The 7,100-nt window shown below is 40.1% G+C and carries 6 protein-coding genes and 2 pseudogenes; 3 read left to right on the top strand and 5 right to left on the bottom strand.

Translation table 11 applies throughout. The annotated features are described in order from the left end of the window. The 4 genes and pseudogenes from ACFE90_RS27675 to ACFE90_RS27690 all read right to left on the bottom strand — a co-directional run. Positions 1-302, bottom strand: a pseudogene (locus tag ACFE90_RS27675) (hypothetical protein); the annotation flags it as partial. A gap of 489 nt (positions 303-791) precedes the next feature. Further along, complete coding sequence (locus ACFE90_RS27680; RefSeq protein ID WP_375505611.1) at positions 792-1,175, bottom strand: response regulator; 384 nt, start codon at positions 1,173-1,175, stop codon at positions 792-794. Then, positions 1,147-1,377, bottom strand: coding sequence for a hypothetical protein (locus ACFE90_RS27685; protein WP_375505612.1), 231 nt, complete (start codon positions 1,375-1,377; stop codon positions 1,147-1,149). The genes ACFE90_RS27680 and ACFE90_RS27685 overlap by 29 nt, the downstream gene beginning before the upstream one ends. Next, positions 1,378-1,744: pseudogene (locus ACFE90_RS27690) on the bottom strand (sensor histidine kinase); the annotation flags it as partial. Between the two features lie 164 nt (positions 1,745-1,908). Between ACFE90_RS27690 and ACFE90_RS27695 the strand changes: the two are divergent. Beyond that, a complete protein-coding gene (locus ACFE90_RS27695) occupies positions 1,909-2,313 on the top strand; it encodes an NIL domain-containing protein (RefSeq protein WP_109009783.1) in 405 nt (134 codons plus the stop codon). A 23-nt stretch (positions 2,314-2,336) separates the two neighbouring features. Here ACFE90_RS27695 and ACFE90_RS27700 read toward each other — a convergent pair whose 3' ends face one another. Then, positions 2,337-3,404 (bottom strand): DUF3616 domain-containing protein, encoded by a 1,068-nt coding sequence (locus ACFE90_RS27700; RefSeq protein WP_375505613.1) that lies wholly within the window; start codon positions 3,402-3,404, stop codon positions 2,337-2,339. Between the two features lie 284 nt (positions 3,405-3,688). Between ACFE90_RS27700 and ACFE90_RS27705 the strand changes: the two genes are divergently transcribed. Beyond that, complete coding sequence (locus ACFE90_RS27705; RefSeq protein ID WP_375505614.1) at positions 3,689-4,672, top strand: CHAD domain-containing protein; 984 nt, start codon at positions 3,689-3,691, stop codon at positions 4,670-4,672. Between the two features lie 738 nt (positions 4,673-5,410). Continuing rightward, positions 5,411-7,006: a B12-binding domain-containing radical SAM protein gene (locus tag ACFE90_RS27710; protein WP_375505615.1), complete on the top strand. Its 1,596-nt coding sequence runs from the start codon at positions 5,411-5,413 to the stop codon at positions 7,004-7,006. Positions 7,007-7,100: the final 94 nt, after the last annotated feature.

The raw sequence follows: 7,100 nt of genomic DNA on the forward strand, positions 1-7,100 counted from the left end.
TGTGTTCCGGTAGTACCGCTATTTGGATACTGTTGTGTTCCGGTAGTACCGTTATTTGGATATTGCTGTGTTCCGGTAGTACCGCTATTTGGATACTGTTGGGTTTCGGTGCTAGAACCACCTGTAGATTGTCCTGCTTGGGAGTACAATCTATCACCTGTAGGGGCTTGGCTAGTTTCCAAATTTCTAGAGTTGGATTGAGGCAGAGCGTATACTGGAAGGCTAATTAAAGCACTAGTACCAGCAACTCCTACGATACTAGCAAGCATTTTGATCAAATTTTTACTTTGATTTACGTTCATTGGGATATCCTGAGTTTGAAATTAAATGGTTCTTATGCTATTAACCAATTTGCTGAAAAATAGAAAGAGATATTTCTATTTTTAAACTACTGCTGCAACATATATTTCGAGCAAAAGTATCGAGATGTATGTTGTTTATTGAGTAATAAACTAACTAAAATAATTTCCTTGTTCTTCTGCCTTAAGTCTAGTCTAATGTTAAATTGATTGGTAATATCTTAGACAGTATTTGTTTAGTTTTTTTCATCAATCTACTACCTTAGATATAGTTTTAATATATTATTTTATCGAAAAAATTAAAATTTTAAAGCCTATAACATAAACCTGTAACTTACACAATTACTTATGGATATAATTAAATTAAGATCGCTGGCACTCCGACTTGCCACGGTATTTGTAAAATCTTTCTCCTAAAAGGAGAAAGATTTTAAATTTTTACTCTTTCCGTGTTGGGAAAGAGGTTAATAGATGATAAAGGGGCTATTTAGCTTACTCTAGACTCCAACCCAGCGCTATTGCTACTTCAGTGGCTAATTCTAGAGGATTGAATGGTTTAGCGATCGCACTGATCATTCCCATCTGGGTATAGCGACGACGATCAGAAGCCTGGATTTTGGCAGTTAATAAAATCACTGGAATCGCTTTGGTTAACGGATTAGCTTGTAATTTTTCAAAGGTAGCGATACCATCCATCTCTGGCATCATCACATCTAGTAAAATCGCATCTGGTTGGTAAGTCTCGGCTTTTATTATGCCCTCTTTACCAGAACTCGCTGTCTCAACTTTCCAGCCTGCAACTGTTTCCAAGCAAATCTTGGCAATTTCTTGAATATACTGCTCGTTATCAACCACTAGAATTTGCTTTGTTGTCATTACTACTATCCTCTTGTTGGTTCAGGGTAATTCGTTGAAGTAACTCCATCATGCGTTGTTCAAATTCTTCGTTAGTCACACGCTCTTTAGTCAAAAATTCTGTATCTGGACTTAGTTGGCTATTTGTAGTTTGCTCATAACGACTATAAATTAGAGGAATGTTGGAATCTTCTAAATCAGTATTTTGAAAAGTCCCAAACAACTATAGAGTGACGTAAAAAGTGCTACCTTCGCCTAATACACTTTCAGCCCAGATGCGTCCGCGGTGCTGTTGCATAATACTCTTACAAATTGCCAAACCTAAACCAGTACCATCATGGTTACGTGAATCTGAAGAGTCAACTTGTTGAAAGCGCTCAAAGAAAGATACTCTCAAGTTTGTCAGATGGGATACCACGTCCGGTATCTTTGACTGTCAACAAAACTTCATTCCCTTGTTGTTACGCCCCCAACAAAACCGTAGATCCAGGAGACGAAAACTTAATGGCATTACTCAGTAGATTGGTCAGGGTTTGGACAATGCGATCGCAATCTGCCAATACTTGACCGGATAAGGCAGAAATGGATACAACAGATAACAAGCAATAAACTTAAATTGCAAAATTAATTACAGTGCTTTTGAAGTAATTAAACCACAGCATTCCATACTCGTTACATCCTCTAACTGAGTAAGGATCTTTCAAGCCATAAAACTCCCAATACGCTACAACAGAAAAAATCCTCTGTTAAACCTGTGAAAAAACGAGTAACTCTTACCTTCCCAAAACGCGCCGTACAAATGCCAGTCACTTACGTACTGGCCAAAGAGTTCAACGTTGCCGCCAATATTATCCGTGCCCAAGTTGCCCCAAATCAAATTGGCAAACTGGTAGTAGAACTATCGGGAGATATCGATCAATTAGATGCGGCGATCGAGTGGATGCGATCGCGCCATGTTAATGTTTCTCATACCTTAGGCGAAATTGCGATCGACGAGGATGTGTGTGTCCACTGTGGCTTGTGTACTGGGGTTTGTCCTACCGAAGCCCTCACCCTCCACCCAGAGACATACAAACTCACATTCACGCGATCGCGTTGTATCGTCTGCGAACAGTGTATCCCCACTTGTCCTGTACAAGCAATCTCCACTAACCTTTAACAATCCAAAATCCAAAATTCATATTATCCCAGCTTAAACACATCCGCTATTACACCACTATCACCCACCAGTCTAGTTTTTGCTGGAGAGTCATAAACTACTAATAGCGAAGGTACGCCAGCTACATCCTGAAATAGCGTCATTCCCTCAGCATGATCTTCCCGATTTCCATAGGGAATATCTTGTACAAAATCTGGATTGCTGAAAACATTTTCTCGCAAGTTAACGCCATTTGTCCAGCGATAAACTTGCACGGGCCCATCTAAATCCATCGTTGGCCCAGCTAAAATCAACAAATCATTTCCATCTACACACAAATCCCGAATTCCCAAACCATTCAACCAGATAAAATGCTTTTTATATAACTCCTTCGCTTCTCCAATTTGCTGTAGTTTCATAATTCCAGGGCTAGAATCTTCTAACTCAATTTCCAGAACAACAGCCCAACCCCGCAATACAGGGCCACGCAAACCCAAAAAAATCCGGTTTTGATAAATGCCTATTCCTTCAATATCAAAGCCGTTATCTTTTCCCGCAGTTCCAGCCTTGATAAATAAGCCTAAATGGGCGTCATCTACTAAAGCTGTCATTAGCAAATTCCCCTGGTTCGTCACCTCTAGTTTAGCGGCATTCAATTGCACATCTAGGTTTTGGGGATGTGGGCAAGATGAGAATAACTTACCGTCTATCAAAGGAATCCTTGCTAAAAGATAACGGTTGGGTTCTGATTCAATTTTTGCCAGCCTTTTAAAGTTTTGTGCATCGGTTTTATCAGGTTTCGGTTTTTTGCGTTTGTAGCTATGAGAACCAACAAACCACAAGTAATAATCTGTGTAAGCAAGTCCTTCTATATCAATTTCTTGCTCTTCTGGCGCAGGTAAATTAATAAATTCTGCTACCCGAAATTGTTGATGATCTGTAAATTTATCAGTATCAACCAAAGAGAGACGTTCAATAGTTGAGGTTTCATCTGACCCCAACCATAAATATTTATGGTGTGTTAGGAGCAGCGCAGATAAGTCTTCTCTATGTTCTTTAAAGTTATCTACAAAAGTTAAGAAAACTTGATTGAGCAAATTTGAGTTTGACATTTTTTGATTTCAAAAATAAAGATTAATTATGTTATCATAATAAATGATTTAATAATTAGGCTAAATATTTGTAAAAGCTATCGTATATATGAAATCGTTATGATGAATCTGCTCTTTAGACCTTTGAGAGATATTGGATGTTTCTTAAAGAGGATGCAAGTATTAATGCTTATGAGCATAATAGATAATACTCAATTGAATAAAAAATATTGAAACTAGATACAAATTTTTAACTAATGTTATTATTCAATAACCTCATGAGGTAATGTCATTTAAGATCAATTATGAAACTAGCCACACAAACCACGGTAAAAACTCTAGGGGACTACGCCTACCAAGCGATTGAAAAACATTTTAAGAAAACCTTGAAGTGGGAAAAATCAGTAAAGAAAGATGAAGATCCAGAAGCGTTGCACCAAATGCGAGTGGGAATGCGTCGCTTACGAACATCTGTAACTAGCTTTGGGCTAGCGGTGGATCTGCCGAAACCAGTTAACGATAAAAATATTGGTAAAATAGCCCGTCGTCTTGGTAGTCTGAGAGATTTAGACGTACTTAAAGAAAGTTTGGAAAACAATTACAAACCAAACTTACCCCGCAAAGAGCAAGAATCTCTAAAAACAGCTTTCAACGCTTTAGCTAAACAACGTGAAGATGTACAATTAAGCGTACAGAAAACGTTAAAAGATGAATCTTACAAGTCTCTAAAAGATGTATTAGATAAGTGGTTAGAGAAACCTAGTTATCAACCTTTAGCATCTTTTACCATTCAGCAGGTACTACCAGATTTACTTTTACCAGAAGTGAGTAGTTTTTTACTGCATCCGGCTTGGCTAGTTGGCACTGAATTTGTGGAATCAGAAGTGATAATCCAGAAAAACTGGAAACCAGAAAAGATAGAAAAACAATTGACAACAGAAGGTGAAATTATTCACAGTTTGCGAAAAGAAGCTAAACGTATACGCTACCAGATGGAGTTATTTACTGACTTATATGGCGAGTCTTACGCAGTTTATCTTACAGAAGTGAAAAATATCCAAGAAATTTTGGGTACGATGCAAGATAGTGCTGTCTTAACTGACTGGCTTACAGATGTCTTCAAGTCAGAAATCCAGACTGAACTCCCTACCCTTGCTGCTTTGTTAACTGAAAATCGCTACCAGTCGTGGCAGAAGTGGCAACCCTTACAAGAACGGTATCTGAAAGCTGAAACTAAGCATAGCTTTCATTTAACAATACTGCACCCGCTTTCAGGAGTACTAGGGTGAACTACCCCACCCAGCATAAAGCTGAGGGTGGGGCTTCTGTAATCACGGGGGAGTACCTAAACTTAAACTTTCGCCCAAGATTAGGACTTACGCTCTTTCAAGGTGACTCGTAAAATCTCTTTTTTTCTCTCTGCGCCTTCGGCATTTCTGTGGTTCAAAAGCATTTTATTTAACCACAGAGGCGCAGAGGACACAGAGTAGAGAGCTTAAAGAGGAATTTATTGACTAAAATTTTTACTCACCTTGAAAGGGCTAGTTCTATAGAGATAAATAAAGACGGGTTGCAGCCCGTCCAAATAGCTTGAAAGTGCAAATACACCTTGTATAGGATTGAAAATAACACAGTTAATTTTCTCATAGCTGCCAAGTTGCCAAGTTACAAAAAGAACAGATACTGAACTGCTACTGGTTTATAACTGTCCTACAAGTTCTAGTCTTTCTAGCTAAATCCTTAAACATGCATGTTTAAGGATTTTCGGAAATTGCGTAGGCGTTGGCATAGCCTCTCCATTCGTTGCCCGTCGTAGACATCGCACTCCTCGTACTCTTGAGCAATTTTGAGTCCTCTGTAGTCTAAAAGCAGTAATAATTGCCCTTAAAAAATATTGCTTTGTCTAAATCAGTCATAGTAGAGGTTATAGCTACTGGATACAAAGGCTGCTCTAATGTGTTGTCAGAGTGGCTAAGTTATATGTAGATTCAACCAGCAGCTAAGATGAAAGTTTACAAGTGTCAAATATGAATGTTTTACTTCTATACCCCCGTTTTCCAAAAAGTTTTTGGTCTTTTGAAAAAACATTGGCTTTATTAGACCGTAAAGCAATGCTACCGCCTTTAGGCTTGGTAACTGTAGCTGCGATATTACCTCAAGAATGGGAGTATAAGTTAGTAGACCGAAATGTTCGCGTCTGTACGGAAGCAGAATGGGCTTGGGCAGATTTGGTTATTATGTCGGCGATGATTGTGCAAAAAGAGGATTTGCTCTCTCAAATATTAGAAGCAAAACAGAGAGGTAAAAGGGTTGCTGTGGGTGGCCCCTTCCCGACAGCGCTACCAGATGAAATGACATCCGCCGGAGCAGATTACTTGATATTGGACGAAGGGGAAATTACCCTACCCTTATTTGTAGCAGCGATCGCACGGGGCGATCGCACAGGCATTTTTCGCTCTGGTGGTGAAAAACCAGATGTAACCAACACTCCAACTCCTCGCTTTGACTTGCTAGAATTTGAAGCCTACGCGGAGATGTCGGTGCAATTTTCGCGTGGATGTCCCTTCCAGTGTGAATTCTGCGACATTATTGTGCTATATGGTCGCAAACCCCGCACCAAAAACCCAGAGCAACTCTTAGCAGAACTAGATTATCTCTACAAACTGGGTTGGCGACGCAGTATTTTTATGGTGGATGACAACTTCATTGGCAATAAGCGGAATGTCAAATTATTTTTGAAGTCCCTTCTGCCCTGGATGGTAGAACATAATTATCCATTTTCCTTTGCCACAGAGGCTTCAGTTGATTTAGCCCAAGATCAAGAACTGATGGATTTGATGGTAGCGTGTAATTTTGGAGCCGTTTTTCTAGGAATTGAAACCCCGGACGAAGAAAGTCTTACTTTCACTCAGAAATACCAGAATACCAGAGACTCACTCAGTGATGCGGTGAATAAGATTACCCGCTCAGGGTTGCGAGTTATGGCAGGCTTTATCATTGGATTTGATGGCGAGAAAGTAGGAGCCGGCGCACGAATTGTCAAGTTTGTCGAGCAAACAGCAATACCCACCGCCTTATTTAGTATGCTGCAAGCGCTTCCAGATACAGCGCTTTGGCATAGATTAGAAAAGGAAGGACGACTCCGCAATAAATCAGCCAACATCAACCAAACTACGTTGATGAACTTTGTCCCAACTCGACCGTTAGAAGACATCGCTCGTGAATATGTGCAGGCATTCTGTGATTTGTATGAGCCAGAACGGTTTTTGGAGCGTACATACAAACACTTCCGGCTTTTGGGCGAAGCAACCTACCCGAAAAAGGGCAAAGCTGCCAAGAAACCATTGAACTGGAAAGTACTCCGAGCGTTTTTAATCATTTGCTGGCGCCAAGGTGTACGTCGTCAAACGCGGTGGCAATTCTGGCGCAACTTGTGGAACATGTATAAGCATAATCCGGGTGGGGTGAGTAGCTACTTAGCTGTTTGTGCCCAAATTGAGCATTTCTTGGAGTATCGCCAAATTGTCCGGGATGAAATTGAGGCTCAAGTAGCTGGATTTCTGGAAGCAGAAGCTAGGGTAAAACTTGAAGCACAAGTGATGCTTAATTCCGTAGCGAATTAAATTTGGCAATACCCCGCAATGCTAATGTATCCCGATGCAATGTTAATGCGTTCCCCTGCAATGCCAATGCATCCCGATACAATGTTAATGCGTC

This window comes from uncultured Nostoc sp., assembly GCF_964245445.1.
In the GTDB taxonomy this organism is placed as follows: domain Bacteria; phylum Cyanobacteriota; class Cyanobacteriia; order Cyanobacteriales; family Nostocaceae; genus Nostoc.

Bases quoted from the DNA above. Each gene is read 5' to 3' on its own strand.
- ACFE90_RS27680 (WP_375505611.1), bottom strand. From the start codon at position 1,175: ATGACAACAAAGCAAATTCTAGTGGTTGATAACGAGCAGTATATTCAA.
- ACFE90_RS27700 (WP_375505613.1), bottom strand. From the start codon at position 3,404: ATGTCAAACTCAAATTTGCTCAATCAAGTTTTCTTAACTTTTGTAGAT.
- ACFE90_RS27705 (WP_375505614.1), top strand. From the start codon at position 3,689: ATGAAACTAGCCACACAAACCACGGTAAAAACTCTAGGGGACTACGCC.
- ACFE90_RS27710 (WP_375505615.1), top strand. From the start codon at position 5,411: ATGAATGTTTTACTTCTATACCCCCGTTTTCCAAAAAGTTTTTGGTCT.